This is a genomic window from Pseudomonas parasichuanensis (assembly GCF_021601385.1).
GTDB lineage: Bacteria > Pseudomonadota > Gammaproteobacteria > Pseudomonadales > Pseudomonadaceae > Aquipseudomonas > Aquipseudomonas parasichuanensis.
This window is the reverse complement of record NZ_BQHO01000023.1, coordinates 1-17563: the sequence shown is the minus strand read 5'-3', so window position 1 is coordinate 17563 and position 17563 is coordinate 1. Positions and strand designations below refer to the sequence as shown.

At 62.5% G+C, this 17563-nt stretch carries 16 protein-coding genes; 7 read left to right on the top strand and 9 right to left on the bottom strand.

What is annotated here, in order from left to right:
* Nucleotides 1-17: 17 nt before the first annotated feature.
* The gene (locus L6D77_RS18015) at nt 18-1091 is read left to right on the top strand and encodes a sugar phosphate isomerase/epimerase family protein (RefSeq protein ID WP_232884590.1); all 1074 of its coding nucleotides are present in this window, start codon (nt 18-20) and stop codon (nt 1089-1091) included.
* Nucleotides 1088-1978 (top strand): alpha/beta fold hydrolase, encoded by an 891-nt coding sequence (locus tag L6D77_RS18010; RefSeq protein ID WP_232884591.1) that lies wholly within the window; start codon nt 1088-1090, stop codon nt 1976-1978. The genes L6D77_RS18015 and L6D77_RS18010 overlap by 4 nt, the downstream gene beginning before the upstream one ends.
* Nucleotides 1979-2314: 336 nt before the next feature.
* On the opposite strand, the gene L6D77_RS18005 is transcribed toward L6D77_RS18010, so the two are convergent.
* The 8 genes from L6D77_RS18005 to L6D77_RS17970 form a co-directional block, all read right to left on the bottom strand.
* The gene (locus L6D77_RS18005; RefSeq protein WP_232884592.1) at nt 2315-3517 is read right to left on the bottom strand and encodes a PucR family transcriptional regulator; all 1203 of its coding nucleotides are present in this window, start codon (nt 3515-3517) and stop codon (nt 2315-2317) included.
* Between the two features lie 171 nt (nt 3518-3688).
* Nucleotides 3689-4651 carry a WD40/YVTN/BNR-like repeat-containing protein gene (locus tag L6D77_RS18000; protein WP_232884593.1) on the bottom strand — a complete coding sequence of 321 codons (963 nt, stop codon included), beginning with the start codon at nt 4649-4651 and terminating at the stop codon, nt 3689-3691.
* Nucleotides 4652-4661: 10 nt separating this feature from the next.
* The gene (locus L6D77_RS17995; protein WP_232884594.1) at nt 4662-7076 is read right to left on the bottom strand and encodes an efflux RND transporter permease subunit; all 2415 of its coding nucleotides are present in this window, start codon (nt 7074-7076) and stop codon (nt 4662-4664) included.
* Between the two features lie 8 nt (nt 7077-7084).
* Nucleotides 7085-8731, bottom strand: a complete 1647-nt coding sequence (locus tag L6D77_RS17990) for a DUF1302 domain-containing protein (RefSeq protein WP_309295659.1) — start codon at nt 8729-8731, stop codon at nt 7085-7087.
* 24 nt (nt 8732-8755) lie between these two features.
* The gene (locus L6D77_RS17985; protein WP_232884595.1) at nt 8756-10177 is read right to left on the bottom strand and encodes a DUF1329 domain-containing protein; all 1422 of its coding nucleotides are present in this window, start codon (nt 10175-10177) and stop codon (nt 8756-8758) included.
* 465 nt (nt 10178-10642) lie between these two features.
* Nucleotides 10643-11305, bottom strand: coding sequence for a hypothetical protein (locus L6D77_RS17980; RefSeq protein WP_232884596.1), 663 nt, complete (start codon nt 11303-11305; stop codon nt 10643-10645).
* 74 nt (nt 11306-11379) lie between these two features.
* Nucleotides 11380-12747, bottom strand: a complete 1368-nt coding sequence (locus L6D77_RS17975) for an NAD(P)/FAD-dependent oxidoreductase (protein ID WP_232884597.1) — start codon at nt 12745-12747, stop codon at nt 11380-11382.
* Between the two features lie 66 nt (nt 12748-12813).
* Nucleotides 12814-13701: a phytanoyl-CoA dioxygenase family protein gene (locus tag L6D77_RS17970; protein ID WP_232884598.1), complete on the bottom strand. Its 888-nt coding sequence runs from the start codon at nt 13699-13701 to the stop codon at nt 12814-12816.
* A 304-nt stretch (nt 13702-14005) separates the two neighbouring features.
* Here L6D77_RS17970 and L6D77_RS17965 point away from each other — a divergent pair, with 304 nt between their 5' ends.
* The gene (locus L6D77_RS17965; RefSeq protein WP_166886036.1) at nt 14006-14587 is read left to right on the top strand and encodes a TetR/AcrR family transcriptional regulator; all 582 of its coding nucleotides are present in this window, start codon (nt 14006-14008) and stop codon (nt 14585-14587) included.
* A 376-nt stretch (nt 14588-14963) separates the two neighbouring features.
* Entirely contained in the window at nt 14964-15602 is a 639-nt protein-coding gene (locus tag L6D77_RS17960; RefSeq protein ID WP_232884599.1) for a flavin-containing monooxygenase, read from the top strand.
* Nucleotides 15603-15605: 3 nt separating this feature from the next.
* Here the strand turns inward: L6D77_RS17960 and L6D77_RS17955 are convergent, their stop codons facing one another.
* Nucleotides 15606-16514 carry a recombinase family protein gene (locus tag L6D77_RS17955; protein ID WP_256930140.1) on the bottom strand — a complete coding sequence of 303 codons (909 nt, stop codon included), beginning with the start codon at nt 16512-16514 and terminating at the stop codon, nt 15606-15608.
* 222 nt (nt 16515-16736) lie between these two features.
* On the opposite strand from L6D77_RS17955, the gene L6D77_RS17950 reads away from it, so the two are divergent.
* From L6D77_RS17950 to L6D77_RS17940, 3 genes are all read left to right on the top strand, one after another.
* On the top strand, nt 16737-16976 hold the full coding sequence (locus L6D77_RS17950) for a ribbon-helix-helix domain-containing protein (RefSeq protein WP_003089107.1): 240 nt from the start codon (nt 16737-16739) through the stop codon (nt 16974-16976).
* Nucleotides 16976-17386, top strand: coding sequence for a putative toxin-antitoxin system toxin component, PIN family (locus L6D77_RS17945; protein WP_003150546.1), 411 nt, complete (start codon nt 16976-16978; stop codon nt 17384-17386). The genes L6D77_RS17950 and L6D77_RS17945 overlap by 1 nt, the downstream gene beginning before the upstream one ends.
* A gap of 3 nt (nt 17387-17389) precedes the next feature.
* A partial coding sequence (locus L6D77_RS17940; RefSeq protein ID WP_236170104.1) for a DUF4158 domain-containing protein occupies nt 17390-17563 on the top strand: 174 nt, incomplete at its 3' end.

Sequence of the window (17563 nt, the reverse complement as noted above, 5' to 3'; positions counted from 1 at the left end):
ACAATAGGATCGATCGTATGAAAACCCTCAAAGGACCCAGCCTCCATCTCGCCCAGTTCAGTACGGACCGTCCCCCGTTCAACAGCCTGGACAGCATCGCCGACTGGGCCAGCGGCCTGGGCTTCAAAGCCCTGCAGGTACCGGCCTGGGACGCGCGTCTGTTCGACGTCGCGCTGGCGGCGCAAAGCCTTGGCTACTGTGAAGAAATCAAGGGCAGGCTGGCGGAGCGCGGCTTGCAGATCAGCGAACTTAGCACCCACATGTTCGGCCAGTTGGTCGCGGTCCATCCGGCCTACGATTCGATGTGCGATGCCTTTGCCCCCGAGGCATTGCGCGGCCGACCTGCGCAGCGCACCGCCTGGGCCATCGAGCAGGTGAAGCTGGCAGCGCGTGCCAGCCGCAACCTCGGCCTGGAAGACATGGGGACCTTTTCCGGCGCGCTGGCCTGGCCGTATCTGTTTCCGTTTCCACAACGCCCCGCAGGGCTCATCGAGACGGCGTTCGAGGAGCTGGCGCGGCGCTGGCGGCCGATCCTGGACGTGTGTGACGAGCAAGGCGTCAACCTGTGCTACGAGATTCACCCCGCCGAAGACCTGCACGACGGCACCAGCTTCGAACGCTTCCACGCCCTGGTGGGTGAGCACGAGCGCTGTCGGATTCTCTTCGACCCCAGCCACTTCGTGCTCCAGCAACTCGACTACCTCGGCTATCTGGACCTCTATCACCCGTTCATCCGCATGTTTCATGTCAAGGATGCCGAGTTCTATCCCAGCGCCCGTCAGGGGGTTTATGGCGGATACAGCGGTTGGGCCGATCGTGCCGGGCGGTTCCGCTCGCTGGGCGATGGCCAGGTGGATTTCAAACGCATCTTTTCCAAGCTCGCGCAGTACGACTATGCCGGCTGGGCGACGCTTGAGTGGGAGTGCTGCCTGAAAGACCAGGAGGACGGCGCCCGCGAAGGCGCGGCGTTCATCAACAACCACATTATCCGGGTGACTGACCAGGTGTTCGACGACTTTGCCGGTGCGCCGCTCGATGCAGGACAGATGCACCGGATGCTTGGCGTCCACTCGCAGGAGGCTTGCGCATGACGACGTCTCTCGATGCTTCGGTGAATGCATTCACCCACACCTATGCGCAGGTGGACGGCCTGCGTATCCATTGTGTGGTGGCTGGCGAAGGCGAGCCGGTGCTGCTGGTGCCGGGCTGGCCACAGACCTGGTATGCATGGCGCCATGTGATGCAGGCGCTGGCCGGGCATGGCTTCATGGCCATTGCCGTCGACCCACCGGGCCTGGGTGATTCCGATCGTCCGGCCCAGGGCTACGACACCGGTAACATCGCCCGGCTGCTGCACCAGGCCATGGCCCAGCTCGGGCATGCGCGCTACCACCTGGTCGGCCATGACGTGGGCATGTGGGTGGCGTATGCGCTGGCCAGCGACCAGCCGCAGGCGGTGAAGACCCTGGCGGTGGCCGAGGCCGTTATTCCGGGCTTGGCAGCGGCGCCACCGATTTTCGTTACACCGCAGCAGAACATCTTCCTCTGGCATTTCCTGTTCAACCAGGTGCGCGACTTGCCGGAGTTCCTTATTGCGGGCCGTGAGGAGGGGTACCTGAACTTCATGTTCGATCGTTGGGCCGTGCGGCGTCATGCGGTGGCGTCGGACGTCTACATCCGTGCCTACTCGACACCCGGCGGGCTGCGAGGTGGCTTCGAGTACTACCGGGCGATCCCCGAAACCATCCGCCAGAACACCGAGCGGGCCCGGCGTGAACTGGACATGCCGGTGCTGGCGATCGGGGCGCAGCATGCCACGGGCGACGCCCCCTTGCAGACACTGAAGGCGCATGCCCGATCGCTGCGTGGGGTGGTCATCCCCGGGTGCGGGCACTTCGTGATGGAGGAGGCGCCGCAGGCGTTCAACGAGCATTTGTTGGCGTTTCTGCAGGAAGTGCAAGCCGGGTCGGCGGCCTGATTTCAACAGTCCGCACGACTGCGCCCGTTTTCGCGGGCTCCCACAGGGTTCGCACGAACGCTGTGGGAGCAACTGTCTTGTGCTGCTTTTCTGTAGGAGCGGCCTTGTGCCGCGAAAGGGCCGCAAAGCGGCCCCGCGAGCTATGTGGCGCCGCCAATATCGGCGGGCTGTTGCGCAGCCCTTTCCGGCCGGTCCGGCGCTCCGGCAAGGCCGCTCCTACAAGGGGGCGAGCAAGCCCATGATGTGGGAGCAGCCTTGCCGGGGGGGCCCCTACAACAGTGGACTGCCCTCCTCCCCAGCATGTCCCTGACAACCACGGAGCCAACCGAGCAAACCTCAGCTGTTCAAGCCCTCATCAAGCGGCGTACTCCAGATCACCAGTTCAAGCGCTGCGGCAATCTGTATGCGGTGGTCGGCAAACGGCACAGGCAACAGGTCCTGTGCACGCTCCAGCCTGCGCAGCAGGGTGTTGCGGTGGGTGCCCAGCACCTCGGCGGTCTGGGTGATATTGCAGCCATTGGCCAGGAAGGCGTGCAACGACTGCTGGAGCACTTTCGATTCCGTCGCCAAACGCCCCAAGGTGCTCACAACAAATTGCCTGGCCGCACGGTCATCCTGGGTCATCAGCGACACCATCCTGACCTGGTCGATCGTGGCCACGGCAGGCGACCCGGCAAGGCGACCCATGAGCCGCTGGGTGGTCAACGCCTCCAGGTGCGAGCGCCGAAAGCCGTTCACCCCCGCCGCCGGCGAGCCGATTGCCGCGCGAATGCCTGGGAACTTTGCACCCACGCCTTGCAGCATGATCAGGTCAAGCGGCCTCGCCGCGCTACACCAGCCCCACAAAGTTGCAGGGCCTGCGAAAACAACAAGGGGGGCTGATAGGCCGTTGAGCTGGGCCAGGCCGCCTGCCATGCGCTCCAGCAAGCGGATCTCCACGTCTGGGGTTTCGCTCCACACCACGAAAGCCTGGTGTTTCTGAACCAGGTTGTAGTTCAGCCGCCTGCCAAAATGCTCGCTGTCCACCTCCCTGCCGTCGAGCAGCCGACTGACCAGGCTGCGTTTGTCGATGTGCTCGTCATGCGCGACCGCTTCCTTTTCCCGCAGGATGATCTGGGTGATCACCCGCATGTTGCCGTCGATGAATTCCGAGATCGAGCGCGACGAGACGGCCAGGAACTCCTCGAGCACCAGGGGATCCTGGGTCAGGCTGAACGCCATCTTCATCCACAGCTCCCAGGCTGTGTTCTGTGTCGACCTGGCGATATTCACCAGCAGTTCCGACAAGCCTCTGCGGGCAAGCTCCCGGGCCGTGTCCACCATGTCGGCGGACACATAGGGCTCCACCGGTTCGCCAGGGCGCTGCAGGTTCGCATTCGCCCAGTGCAGCAACTCCGCCCGGTTGGCGCGCCGGCACGCCGCCAGGATCACCGGGTCCTCCAGCAGCCGTGCATCTTCCGGGGAAGCAAACAGCGATTGATTCAGGCGCTCGATCCATTCCGCTGGCAAAGCCTGAGCCCGCTCGGCGCCTTTGCGCATGAGCTCGCGAACGGTTTCCGATGGGCGTGGCCAGAGGGGCGCAGGACTGGTCATAAGGCGTGCGAACTACTCAAAAAACGAACCCGTTAATGGAGCGGTTTGTCACTAAACCAGGCTTCGCTCGGTGACACCTGGTTAGAGGACAAATTGCGTGTGGAGCTTCACAGCATTCTAGTCCGGGTCGAGCACTACCCCGCGTCGTGAGAACAGCACAGGCGCCGCGTCGGCATCGAGCAGCGCCGCAGTCAGCGACAGCCCATCGGCGGCCTGGTTTTCCTGGAAGCTTTGCCCGCCATCGTTGCTGAGCACCCTCATCCCATCCAGCCCGACCACCAGCACCCGCGCGCCCGATACCGCCATGGCAGTAACAGAGCCTTTGCCTTGGGTCGGTACTCGGCGAAAGTCCTTTCCGGCCGCATCGCCGTGCAACAGGGTACCCCGCTGCCCGCCCACCAGCAGGCTGCCATCGGCCAGCACCGCACCGGCCCAAAGCGTGCCTTCGTAGCCAGTATCCAGGTAGCGCCAGCTTTTGCCCTGGTCCTCGGAGCGCAACACCTGCCCATGCTCGGCCGTGGCGTAGAGCGAGCCGTGGCTGCCGGCAAACAGCCCCATCAGGTTGAGGTCGGCCTTCTTGGCGCCTGGCGGTGCCTGCAACTGCTGCTGCGTCCAGGTCTGGCCACCATCCTCGGTGGTCAGCAGCAATGCCCAGAGCCCCACCGCAACGCCCTGCCGGGCATTGAAGAAGTGCACGGCAAACAGCGGCCGATCTTCTTCGCTGGACAAGCGCTGGACCTGCCAGGACTCACCGCCATCGGTAGTGGCCAGGATCGCCCCCCAATGGCCGACCGCCCAGCCGTGCCTGGCATCGACGAACGACACCCCGGTCAGCTGTGTGGACAGCGGCACCGAGCGCGCCTGGCGAAAGTGCTTGCCGTGATCGTCGGACAACAACACCACGCCGTGGTCGCCGACAGCCACCAGGCGCTCTGCCGCCCAAACAGCATCCAGCATGGTGGCTTGCGTGGCATTGCCTGCCTGGGCCGCCGGCACGGCCTGCAAGGGCTCGGCGTGGACGGGCAGCAGCGGCAACGCGGCGGCGAACAGGGTCGCCATCAATGAATACTTCAATCCCATGACACTCTCCTCAGTGCAGCAACGCGCCGATCAAGCGCACGGGGCGCTTGCGCGGGAACACCCGCTCCAGCCACACGGCAAAGGCCGGCAGCACGGTCATGGCCATGACCATGTTGACGATGAACATGAAGGCCAGCAGCTTGCCCATGTCGGCCTGGAACTTGAGGTCCGAGAACGCCCAGGTGGCCACGCCCACGGCCAGGGTGATGGCGGTGAAGATCGTGGCGACGCCCACCTCGAGCAACGCGTGCTCGACCGCCTTGGTGATCGGCTGGCCGTGGGCCAGGTGCAATTGCAGGCGGTTGTAGATGTAGAAGGCATAGTCGACCCCAATGCCCACGGCCAGCACCATCACCGGCAAGGTGGCGATGGTCAGGCCGATCTGCAGTTCCTTCATGAACCAGTAGCCGATGAAGGTGCCGATGGTCAAAGGCAGGCAGCACACCAGCACCGCCCGCAGGTCGCGGTAGACGGCGAACACCAGCAGCGCGATCGCGGCATAAACATAGAGCAGCATGGGGGTTTCGCTCTTCTCCACTTCCTCGTTGATGGCGGCCAGCACGCCGGCGTTACCCGAGGCGAGGCGGATCGTAATGCCAGGCAGCGGATACTCGCTGCGGAATGCCTTGGCGGCTTCCACCACCCTGTTGATGGTCGTGGCCTTGTGGTCGGCCAGATACAGGTGCACGGCGGACATGCTGCAGTCGGTGCGCACCAGCCCGGGCGTACGCGCCACCTCGGTGGCCAGCGCCGCGTAGTTCATCGGGTCGATGGGCACCGCGGCCATCTTCGGATTGCCCTCGTTGTAGCCCTCGTTGAACTGGCGCATGTTGCTGGAGAACGAGGCCACCGACAGCACACCGGGCACCCCCTGCATGGCCCAGACGAAACGATCCTGGTACTGCCCCGCCGCCACATCCTCGCAGGCCGTCGCCCCGCCTTCACCAGCGCCCTGCGGGCTGGCTTCGAAAACCACACTGAGCCAGTCCAGGCCGATGTCATAGTTGCCGGCGATAGAGACGGCATCGCGATTGAAGCGCGAGTCCTCACGCAACTCCGGGGCCCCAGCCTGCAACGAGCCGACGACCCGGTCATGGCTTTGCCAGATCGCCACCAGGAACACCACCAGGGCCACGCCCAGCACCCATTGTGCGTTACGCCACTCGGCGAGCCGGGACAGGCCGCGCAACCAGCGGGTACGGCGCTGCCGGGAAACTTCCTGGGCCGCCGCATAGCGATCGTCGACCCGCAGCATGGACGCCAGCAATGGCAGCATCAACAGGTTGGTGATGATCTTGAACGCCACGCCCAGCGAGGCCGTGATGGCCAGCTCCCGCACCATCGGGATAGGGATCAGCAGCAGCGTCACGAAGGACACCAGCGCAGTCACCAGCGCCAGTGTTCCCGGGATCAGCAAGCCGGTGAAGCTCGAACGCGCTGCCGCTTCTGCGCTCTTGCCGACCGCGATCTCGCGGACGATGAAGTTGATCTGCTGCACACCATGGGACACCCCGATGGCGAACACCAGGAAGGGCACCAGCACCGCCAGCGGATCGAGGCCGTAGCCCAGCAAGCGCAGGCTGCCGAACTGCCAGACCAGCGAGGCCAGCGAACACACCAGCGCCAACAGCGTGAAACGCAGCGAGTGGCAATACCAATAAACCGCAGCGGCGGTCAGCAACAGTGCCAGCAAACAGAACTCCAGCACGGCTGAAGCGCCCTCGGCAATGTCGCCGATCTGCTTGGCAAAACCGATGATCTGGATTTCGAAGTCGCCATCCTCGAACTGCTGACGGATCTCTTGCTCCAGCCGGTGGTTGAACGCCACGTAGTCCAGGTGACTGCCATCGGCTTCGTACTCGTTGAGCTCCGCCGTGATCATCGCGCTGCGCTGGTCACGGGACACCAGCGTGCCGATGAAGCCCCCCTGCGCGGTGGAGCTGGCGATCTTGGCGATGACCTCATCGTTCAAGTGCTCGGGAGAAACCGTTCCCGGCACCAGCGGATCGGCGCGAAAGCCTTCCTCGGTGATCTCGTTGACGAAGGCATTGGGCGTCCACAACGAACGCACACTGCTGCGGGAAACCCCGGGCAGGAAGCTGACCGCCTGAGTCACGTCATACAGCCGCTTCAGGCCGGGGGCGCTCCAGATATCGCCTGTGCGCGACCTGACCACGAGGGTCAGGCGGTTGGCGCCCATCAGGTCATTGCGGTAGGTCTGGAATGTCTCGATGTATTCATGGCCGACCGGCAGCTGCTTTTCGAAGCCGGCATCCATGCGCAGCTGCACGGCGAACCACGCCATGACCAGCGTGAACACGGCCAGGCTCGCCAGCACCAGCCGACGATGCCCGAACAGGACACGCTCGACGCGTGGCAGCACGCCACGCGCCTGGATTTCAGTGAGTTTCACGGAACCGTTCACGGCAGGCCTCACAAGGTGCGGGAGATCGCGACGCCGACATAATCGCGGTCACGGTACAGCTGGTCGTAAGGCGTATCGCCGCCCATGAACTTGGCGTAGTTGAGGGAAATCTGCCAACTGGCCGGGTTGCGCACGAAGTTCAGGTACAGGTTCATGCTGCTCGCACCTTCGGTGAAGGTGGCCGTGAGGTTAGGCGTGCGCCCGCCCAGCGATCGTGCATAGAAGATACCCGGCGTGACCTGCCAGCCCGGCAACACCGTGCCGTCGTAGGTCATGCTGAAGTCCAGGTTGATACCCGATGAAGTCTTGTCGCCTCGGGACTTGGGCGCGGTTGCTGGGTCCAGCTGCCAGGTATTGAGCCCCGCAGCCAGTGGTTCGCCATTCACTTCGTCATGCAGCCCCGGGTACCGGATGACCACCAGCTCGGTCAGCAAGGTGCCCGAGCTGGCCCCGGTGAAATCGAGCAGCGTCGGCGAGTTGGACGGTGTGAAGCTGTACAGGCCGGTCAGGTGCCACTGGAACTTCTTCTCGTCCTTCCAGCACTTGCCGCCATTGCCTGTACACAGGTCGACGACCGGATTGAGCATGACCGAATCCTTCGGCCGGTACGAAAGCTCCGTCCCCACCGCCCAGTCGCCGATCGGCATGTTGGCGCTGATGCCGTACATCATCCGGTCTTCCTGGTAGTGCCAGGTCGGTGCCGCCGCGAAGGTGTCCGGGTCAAGAATGTCCACCCGCAGCGACGGCAACTTGTCGTGATAGCGCATCACGTAGAAGCCATAGTTGACGTCGCTGTCCTCCGGTTGCCAACGCAGCGAGAGCCCCCACTGGCCGCTGTCCCGGGCTTTTTTCTCAGAGTACCCGTAGTCTCCCCTGCCCTCGCCGAGGGCGTTGGTGGTGGACCAGTAGCTGCCCACCGGCGGCAGCTCGCTCTTGTTCCAGCGGAACTGGTAGTAGGCCTCGACATTGACGCCGGCGCCCAGGCCCGAGGCAACACTGAGCATCGGTGCCGGCAGCACGGCCTCCTTGAGCTGCACGCCGGGGCGCGCCAGGGCCTGATAGTCGTAGGCGTTGGTGTTGTTGATACCACCGGCCACGAACAGGCTCTCACCCCAGTTGATCACCTGGTTGCCCAGGCGCGCTCGCACCCGCTGCCCGCCCACGTCGAAGCCCTTGCTCACCCACAGGTCCAGCAGCCGCGCCTTGAAGGCGAGGTCGTCGCGGGCGTCGTCGCTGAGCCCGTTGCTGCCGACACTCTCGGGGGTGTTGAACGACAGCGTGCCGGTGGTATCGGTGGCGGCAAAGTCGCGGATCCAGGTGCCACGCGCCATGAAGGTGACGTCCTCGGGCATCTTCAGCAGCAGCTCGTGGGTACCCTTGAGGTAGTTGGTGAACATATCGCCGCGGTCATAGTTCAGGTCGCCCTGGTCCGCCACGCCTGAGCTCTGCGCCAGGCAGCCAGAGGGCACGTTGTGCCCGGTCGGCCCCTGGTTGATCAGGTTGCAGCCGCGCGACTCGGTACGCAGGCCCATGCCTGCGGTGATGGTGGAGTCGAACGAGCCATGAAGGGTTTCGGTTTCGAAGGTGAACCCCATTGCCAGGGGAGTCATGCACGCAATAGCAAGGCCTGAAGCTTTTGTGATTGTTGTTTTCATATCGGCGCTCGGAAAGGTGAAGGATCAACGTTCGCTGATGGCTCGCAGGTTGTCGGAGGTGAAGAAATCGCGTTTCAGGCGCGGGCTGCTGCCTTCCTCGGTGAGCCAGCGGATATCGTTCTTGCCCGCGCCGATCGAGGTCATGTCGAACAGGTAACGGCCATCGATCAGGTTGTACTGGACCTGCGCCTGCACATCACAGGTACCGGTCTCGTACACCGGGATCGAGAAACCTTCACGCACCTTCCAGATCTGTCCTTGCTTGTCGTAGTCGACGGCCAGCAGCGGGTTCCAGCTGTCCTCGTCGATGTAGAACATGCGCTTGGGGGCCTGGTGGCGCATGCCTTGGCGCACGTTCGCCTCGACCACCCACACGCGGTGCAGCTCGTAGCGGCGCGACTGCGGCGCGATCGAATCGTTGCCGGCAAACGTCTCTACCTTGGCGGCGGTGTCATAGGCGCCGAAGGCGTTGTACGGCACCAGCAGTTCCTGCTTGCCGACCAGCTTCCAGTCGAAGCGGTCCATGGTGCCGAAGAACACGTTCGCCTCATCGACGGTGTACTGGTTATCCAGCCCGATCTGCGGCGCGTCGTAGGAGTACGATGGCATGCGCCGTACCCGCCGCTGGCCGGGGAAGTAGTAGAAGGTCGTGGCCTGCTCACCGGCCACGGCCGTCTGCACCGCTGACTGGCCGGCCAGCGCGGCGGGCTCCAGGTAATTGAAGAAGGTGGCGTTTTCCAGGCGGCCGACGGACGAGAACAGCGCACTGCCCTTCTTGCCCCAAGGCGTATAGAAGAAGGTGTCGGTGGATTGGCGCAACCACTCCCCGCCCTTGCGCGGCGAAATGCCCGAGATGGTTTTCGGGATTTCGACGCCGACGCCGCGGTAACGCATCTTCATGTTCCACATCACCTCTGCACCGGTCGTGGGCAGGGGGAACGGGATGCCCGGCACATGGGCTTCTTCGAGGGCAACGCCGCTGGCGTCGAGCTTGGCGAAGCCAACGTTCTGCCGGGTGTTCTCAGCCACGAAGTTCGGCGCATCACAGGTACGGCGGGTCGGGAAGACATCCATGCGATAGCCCGGAATCTTCTTGAACAGCTCAAGCTGGGCGGGCGACAGCTTGCTCGCGTGTTGCGCCACATTGCTCGAGTCGATGCTGTACAGGGGCTTGTCGCCCTTGAACTTCCAATACTCCCCGCGCACCTGGCCATAACTCCAGCCAGCCCCCTGCGGCCCTGGGGCGGCCCAGGCCGGGATATCCCCGTTTGAACTGGCGGCGCTTTCGCCGCCCAGCGGCGTCAACTTCGAGCCCAGCGCCTCGGCCCCCTGGGGCGCAGCCTGTACCGAACAGATCGCGGTCGAGGCCGCGAGGGTAACCAGCAGCTGCCTGAAAATACGGCGGGCGGATACGACACCTTCCGACCGTGCAGTGACTTCTTTCATAGGAGGATCCTCAAACAAAGGGCTTGGACCGGCTGCTCGACCCATCGGTGGAAAAATCGGCGCCTGCTACATCCTGATCAAGCGACATGATCAATTGACCATGTCGCACGATCAACACGCAAGCCACATGCCAGAATGCCTGATACGCGGATTACATTAGATAAATCAGCTGGTTGGACTTATTTATCGCTTAATACGCGACTGGCGCCTGCACCTTATTGGGAAGTAAGGAAACATGTGTTACCAAAAGAGGCTTGTTAATAGTGCGCCACATGAACAAATTGCCACTGATCGCGCCGAACCGCATATAGCGCTCGCTTATCCAACCCCATTATCGAAGCGAATGATTCGGCCATAAAAAAACCGCCCCGAGGGGCGGTAAAAAAAGCAGGCTTTCGCCCGCCATGGAGTAATGACAGCCATTCAATAAATTACCCAACCAGCAATTGAGCCCTACCCCACAACTTAGCTGGGATTGAGCACGGCATGCGAGGACACTTTCCGTGAACGCTGAAGTGCCCCATAGGCATAAAACAACTGCACAATCGAATAGGACCAGGTCAGGAAGGCGCAGGTCATGAAGATCATCTTCGTGTCATCCCCCGGGATCGGGAAGAAGTCATACCGCAGCGCGATCGTCAGCCCCGCCGCCCCTCCCAGCAAGGTGGCCAGCGCGTGCAGAGACTCGCCGGCACGTGCCAGCCGCCAGATAAAGTAAACCAGGAACAACGTGTAGAACGACCACGTCAATATATAGAAATAGGGCAGCCACTCTTTAAAACCCGTCGACAGGTAGTAAAAAGCCGTCGCCGCAAAAGCGGCCAAAAACAATATCACGTCCTTCGCCGGCGACGGCTTGTAATTGTGCGTCACGGCCATCAACCCGAGCGTTGCAATAACCGGCACGCCAACCCCGCGGGAAAATGCATCCAGAAAGATGGCGACATTGTAATTGGCTTGCCACCCCGTCGCGATGAACGTCGTAAAGTTCGTTGCGGAAATACCTACAATCAAGAACTCCACGCCCAGCAGGTAATTCTTACGCCTAATAAACGCAACACCATAACCCAAGCCACTCACCACCAGCAGCACGCATGCGATCAACGCAAATAAATCTATGAGTTCCACGATAACAGCCTCTGTTATAAGGGTCGCGCCGTAGTTCTACAGTCACGGGCATAGAACAAGCACATCAATTGCAATCAGCCCTTCCTGGCCTTGTCTTTGCGCACTTTTCTATCGGTCCAGTCATCCAGCACCTTGGCCGCCGCAAAGGCAGCGTGAACGGCGCACCATTGCAAGGGTTCAGGCAGCAAGGACGGCGTCTTGTGTTGCAGTGCCGCCAGCAGTTCAGGCGCCTTGCCGTCGATTTGTTCGGCAAACAGCTTGCCGATCAACGACTGGGTGCCCAGCCCGTGGCCCGAGCAGCCGGCTGAGTAGTAAATGTTCTGTTTCGCGCCCATGGCACCGATTACCGGCAGGAAGTCGTAGGCGCCGCTGACGTAACCACTCCAGCAGTGCTTGACGCCAAGGCCCTGCAACGCCGGATAGCGCTCGCGCAGTACCTGTGCCAATGCCGCGTAGGCGTCGTGGTCGGGGATATTGGGCGTCTTCGAACCGTAGGCATACCCTAGTTTCTTGACAGTCAACACCATGGTGCCGTGCGCCGTCAGGCGGTGGCTCTCCATGGTGTAGTGCGGCGTGATGATCCCTTCCCGCCCTTGCCAGCCGAGAGTTGCCAACTGCTGCGGCGACAGCGGTTGGGTTTCGATTGCCGACACGCGAATGGCCGCGACCTTGTTGCGCAACACCCCCAGCTGCGGGGTATAGGCGTTGGTGGCCAACACCATCACCGGGGCGCTTGCACTGCCATGCGCGGTCGTGCAGGTAATGACCGGCCCTTCGCTGAAGGACAGCAACGGCGTGCGCTCGTAGAGTTTCACCCCCGCCTCGATGGCCGCGCGCCGCAGGCCGCCGATGTATTTCCCTGGGTTCAGGGTGCCGCCACACTGCTCGGCGGCAAACAGAAAGGCCGAGGGGATGCCCCGCTTACGCATCTCGGCACCGTCCACGAAGCGGCTCGCCGCCCCCAGCTTCTGACCCAGCGCCATGTTTTCCCGCAAGCGCTTCTCCTGGCTGGGATGAACACCGGCCCGGAGCACGCCCGAAGGGTTGTAGTCACAGTCGATGCCCAGTGTTTTGAATCGACCTTCCACATAGGGCACCGCCTCGTCATAGAACCTGACGAACTGCGTGGCCTGCGCCATGCCCACGCGCTTGACGAACATATCGTATTCGATGCCCATGCTGCCCAGCAGGTAGCCGGCATTGCGGCCACTGGCACCGAAGCCGGCGAAATCCTGCTCCAGCAGGATGACATCCGCCCCGCGCGCCCTCAGCTCCAGCGCCGTCGACAGGCCGGCAAAACCGGCACCGACCACGATGACATCGGCCTGCACCTGTGCTTCGAGCGTTGGCTGCAGATCACCCGGCCGCTCCACCCATCCACCCAGGCTACGAAACTTCAACGGCGCTGCATCACCGAGGGCTGCTTTGTTCAACGCATTCATTTACGTGGCTCCTGGAAAATCGACTGTGGCTTGCACCCTGGGCCGCCCCATGGCGGCCCAGGCGCGTCAGAACCCTTTGCCCGGCTCGGCGAAGTCCGCCATGCCCAGCAGCTCTTGCGGGTCGCGCATCTGGCCATCGATTTCTACCCAGCCCAGCAGCGTGGAGCTGGCACTCCAGCCCAGCAGGCGTTGCATCTCTGCAGGCAGCTGGCGAACGCGTTCGACGGGAATGGACAGGAAGTGATTCTCTTCAAGGCGCAGGAACGCCAGGTCATAGGCCATGGTCAGGCCGGTGCGAGGCGCGTCGGACCTGTTGGCGCCGCCGCCGTGGTACACCGACCCCATCCACAGCAGCGCCGAGCCTGCCTTCATCTGTGCGGCGACCGTCTCTTCCTGGGTCGGCATGCGCTCGTCATCCCACAGATGACTACCAGGGATGACCCGCGTCGCACCGTTCTCATCGGTGAAATCCGAGATGGCCAGCATCATCTGCAGGCGGGCCTCACGCCCGTACTGGGGATGGCGCCACAGCGACGTGGCATCGTCACGGTGCAACGGCTGCAGGCCCTGGCCCGGCCCGATCTGGATGGCCTGGGTGATGCTGAGTTGAATATCGGGCGCGACCTCGATGCGGTCGCTCCCGACCCAGACATGGGTGGGTGTTTGCAGGATCTGCCTGGCTGTATCAATGAACAGCGGATTCAGCGCCACCTCCACCGCCGTGTCGCTGCGCCCGATGATACGGGCGACACGCCGGGTCTGCGTGCCTGCGAAATAAGGGTCGACGCCGCAAGGTGTGGCCTTCAAGTAGGTGTCCAGCTCTTCGGTGAGGGCCTTCAGCGTGGCTGGCGAGACGAAGTCACTAATGATGACCCCACCGTCACGCCGGATGATCTCCACCACTTGCTCGACCGAGGCATCGCTGCCGACCGTCGAGAGTTCTCGTGTATCCATCTGTGTTCTACCTGTCTGGTTTTGTCGTTGTTCTGTCCAGTGAGCCTCGGCAACCCGGCTCAGCCCACCCGGTGCCAACCACAGTGTTCGCGACCGTCGTCCAGCGATGACACGGTGGAGAACTCATCATTACCGAACATGGTCACATGATCAAGTCGTTTGATTAAACTAATTTCCGTGCTGTGCTATCTCCAGGGCATGGGATTGCATCGACTCATGGATCCAGGCATGACCTTGCGATAGCATTCGTCACCGCCAACGCCCGACCACAGGGCTGGCGGCACCACCGAATAGGGAGAACTCAATGGCTCGGATTGGCGCGGAAGAGCGCAGGCAGGACTTCATCGAGGCCACCGTGAAGGTGATCGCGGAACATGGCGTGGCCAACGCCACCACCCGGCGTATCGCCGCGGCGGCAGACTCGCCCCTGGCGTCGTTGCACTACGTCTTCCACACCAAGGACGAGTTGTTCTATGCGGTCTACGAGTCCTTGATCAACATGCCGCAACAATCGTTGCAACACGTGCCGACAGGCGCCACGGCCGCGGAATCGGTGGGGGAAATGTTGCGCCAGCTGGTCAACTGGTTCACCGCCCACCCGGAAATGGCCACCACCCAGTTCGAACTGTTCTGCTGGAACCTGCGCAACAACCCGCAGATGGCGACCAAGATCTATGCCGTGTCCCTCGAAGCGGCCCAGCAGGCCATCGTGAAGGTCACCGACGGCGCGCTGGACCAGACCGCACTGACCACCATCAGCCGCCTGCTGATCAACCTGTTCGACGGCTTGATGCTCGCCTGGTCCGCCCACGGCGACCGCGCGCGCCTGGAGGCCGAGACCGACACGGCCTGCCAGGCGGTCAAGCTGCTGGTGGCCAGTTACTGAGGCACCCTGTCGGATGCGCTGTGCTGCCATGTAGCGCGGCGCATCCGGGCGGTTTGTGACAAGTCACCCACGAGTGATTCAACGAGGTCGCTGTGGGAGCGGCTTTAGCCGCGAACACCGGCAGAGCCGGTGCCATCCACCGCGTCGCCTGCTGCGCGGCTAAAGCCCACCTGGCGGCTAGCATGCCGCTCCTACAGAAGAACTGCGCAAGGCATGGCGCAAATCAGCATCCCGCCACCCTTCAAGGTGCAAATCATCCTAAAACGATAGCGACCTGGTGCATTTTGCACCTTGTCCAGCACCGTTGGCCGCCCTATTCTGGTCAGGTGATCAAGTCATAAGATCAGTCTCTATAACACAATAATCAGGAGGCGAGATGTCCTCTCACACTGCTCTTCCGGTTGAACCGCTCGATATTTTAATCATTGGGGCCGGTGTGTCTGGCATCGGCGCGGCGGCCTACCTGCGACGCAATCAACCGAACAAGACCTTCGCCATCCTCGAATCCCGCGAGCGCATGGGGGGTACCTGGGACCTGTTCCGTTACCCCGGCATCCGCTCCGACTCGGACCTGTACACCTTCGGTTTCGACTTCAAGCCCTGGACCAAGGCCAAGTCGCTGGCGGACGCCGCGGACATTCTCGAGTACCTGGGCGAAGCCATCGACGAGCACCAGCTGGCCCCCTTCATCCAGTACCAGCAGAAAGTCATCTCGGCCAACTGGCAAAGCGAAAGGGGCCTGTGGGCGGTACGCATCGAGGACGGCCAAACGGCGCAGGTGCGCACCCTCGAATGCCGCTGGCTGTTCAGCGCAGGTGGCTACTATCGCTACGACCAGGGCTTCACCCCGCGCTTCGAGGGCACCGAGCAGTTCAAGGGCCAGATCATCCATCCGCAGCACTGGCCAGAAAACCTCGACTACAGCGGCAAGCGCGTCGTGGTCATCGGCAGTGGCGCAACCGCGGTCACCCTGATTCCGGGGTTTGGGGAGCAATGGAACCAAAAACCAACGTAAGCCCTACCAACGCTTTTCGGTGTCTTCTTCCCAGGCGCCCATCTCGACAAAACAGTTGCGCATGTCGGCCTCCTGGCTGATCTCGGTCAGCAGGTCATGCACGCTCTTGTCCAGCTCATCGTCGCTCCGATACGGAATGGTCAACTCATAGTGGCCGGCATCCAGCCGCTTCATGCCATAGGGCTCCAGGCAGTAGCGCTCAATGTTCTCCGTGGCCCGCTTCCGGCCGCGCACGAACTTGCTGTTATTCACCACCGCGAGGCGCAGGGTGACGGTGGCCACCCGCTCGGCGGCGGGCGGCTCTGCCGGCGACGCGGCCGAAGGCTGCTGGTCGCGTGACCTGGCGCTCTTCTGGTACGCGCCGATCTCGACACCACGGTGGCGCAGGTAGCTGTACAGCGTGCTCTTGGAGATGTGCAGCTTCTCGCCGATCGCGCTGACGCTCAGGCGACCTTCGCGGTAGAGGGTTTCGGCCGCCATGGCGGTGGCCTCAGCCTTGGCTGGCAGGCCCTTGGGACGGCCACCGATCCGGCCACGCGCCCGTGCGGCCGACAGACCCGCCTGAGTCCGCTCGCGGATCAGCTCGCGCTCGAACTCCGCCAGCGAGGCGAACAGGTTGAACACCAGGCGGCCTTGGGCGTGGGTGGTGTCGATGGGGTCATTCAGGCTCTGTAAGCCGACCTTGCGCTCTGCCAGCTCGCCGACCAACTCGACCAGGTGCTTGAGGGAACGCCCAAGGCGATCCAGCTTCCAGATCACCACGGCATCACCCGGCCGCACGTTGGCCAGCAGTTTGTCCAACTCCGGCCGGGCGCTTTTCGCGCCGCTGGCGATGTCTTGGTAGATGCGTTCGCACCCGGCCTGTTTCAGGGCATCGACTTGTAGGTCGGCTTTCTGATCCCGAGTGCTCACTCGCGCATAACCGATCTTCATCAAAAGTACTGTTTACTCGACTACGTTAGTAATAGTTGAACTTTGATTAAGCGTACCAGTTATTTGAACCGTAGCGCGGGGAGCTTAACGAACCGAGCCATTCCTCGATAGAGTTCGGCAAAACCTTCGTTTTGTCGAACCATTGCATCGCCCTTTGTGATTGGCGTATAAACACACAAACACCTATTAGCGGAGAACGCTATGAATACCATTCGCTGGAATGTCGCCGTCTCGGCCGACACCGACCAGTCGCTTCGGATGTTTCTGGCCAGCCAGGGCGGCGGCCGTAAGGGCGACCTGTCGCGCTTCATCGAAGAAGCGGTACGGGCACACATCCTGGAGCTGAGCGCTGAGCAGGCCAAGGCCGCTAACGCCCATCTGAGTGAGGCAGAATTGACCAACGCGGTTGACGAAGCGCTCGACTGGGCACGTAAGCGCTGATGCGGGTCGTGTTGGATACCAACATCCTGTTCAGCGCCCTGATCTCGCCACATGGCGCGCCCGATGCGATCTACCGTGCCTGGCGGGCGGCGCGTTTCGAGGTGGTGACCTCGCGGATGCAACTCGATGAAATTCGTCGAGCCAGCCGCTATCCCAAGCTTCAGGCCATCCTACAGCCCGCCAAGGTGGGCGCCATGATCAATAACCTGCAACGGGCTGTGGTACTGGAGCGCCTGACCATCGAGGTCGAAGCCGATGATCCGGATGACTCGTTTTTGCTGGCCATGGCCTTGGCGGGCGATGCGGACTACCTGGTAACCGGTGATCGCCGCGCCGGCCTGCTGCAACGCGGGCACATCGAACGCACGCGGATCGTCACGCCCGCCGTGTTCTGCGTCGAGGTGCTGTGATCAATGCCGGTCGGTTTTCTGACTCAAGAGCAACGCGACGGTTTTGGCCGCTATGTTGATTCGCCCAGCCGTGAAGAGCTGGAACGTTACTTCCACCTGAGCGATGAAGACCGTGAAGCCATCCAGGTGCTGCGGGGTAACCATAACCGTCTGGGTTATGCCGTTCTGCTGACCACC